Origin of the sequence: Pedobacter sp. AK013 (assembly GCF_014205835.1) — a bacterium.
In the GTDB taxonomy this organism is placed as follows: Bacteria; Bacteroidota; Bacteroidia; order Sphingobacteriales; family Sphingobacteriaceae; genus Pedobacter.
This window is the reverse complement of record NZ_JACHCQ010000012.1, coordinates 143,010-143,896: the sequence shown is the minus strand read 5'-3', so window position 1 is coordinate 143,896 and position 887 is coordinate 143,010. Positions and strand designations below refer to the sequence as shown.

Below are 887 nucleotides of genomic sequence, written 5' to 3'. Positions count from 1 at the left end.
GCATCTCCCTTATCACCTTTATCTCCTTTGGCTCCATTAATATTCGTCCAGGTATTGGTAGCTGGATTATAAACCCAGGTACCACTGTCATTGGTTACAATGGTAACGCCTGCACCAGGCGCACCAGCGGTTCCTGAACCGGGTGTACCCGGGGTACCACTTGTACCCGGCATACCCTGAACACCTACCACACCTGCATCACCTTTGTCTCCTTTATCACCTTTGGCTCCATTAATATTCGTCCAGCTATTGGTGCTTGGATTATAAACCCAGGTACCACTGTCATTAGTCACAATGGTAACGCCTACACCAGGCGCACCAGCGGTTCCTGAACCGGGTATACCCGGAGTGCCGCTTGTACCCGGCATGCCTTGAACGCCGACCACACCTGCATCTCCCTTATCACCTTTATCTCCTTTGGCTCCATTAATATTCGTCCAGCTATGGATTGTTGGGTTATAAACCCAGGTTCCACTGTCGTTGGTTACAATGGTAACACCTGTACCAGGAGCACCAGGTGTACCCGAGCCCGGAGTGCCTGGAGTACCGCTTGTACCCGGCATGCCCTGAACACCTACCACACCAGCATCTCCCTTATCACCTTTATCTCCTTTGGCTCCATTAATATTCGTCCAGGTATTGGTAGCTGGATTATAAACCCAGGTACCACTGTCGTTGGTTACAATGGTAACACCTGCACCAGGAGCACCAGGTGTACCCGAGCCCGGAGTGCCTGGGGTACCGCTTGTACCCGGCATGCCCTGAACACCTACTACACCTGCATCTCCCTTGTCACCTTTATCTCCTTTGGCTCCATTAATATTCGTCCAGGTATTGGTAGCTGGATTATAAACCCAGGTACCACTGTCGTTGGTTACAATGGTAAC

General features: G+C 51.1%; 1 pseudogene. It reads right to left on the bottom strand.

The annotated features are described in order from the left end of the window. A pseudogene (locus HDC90_RS10425) lies at nt 1-887 on the bottom strand (hypothetical protein); the annotation flags it as partial.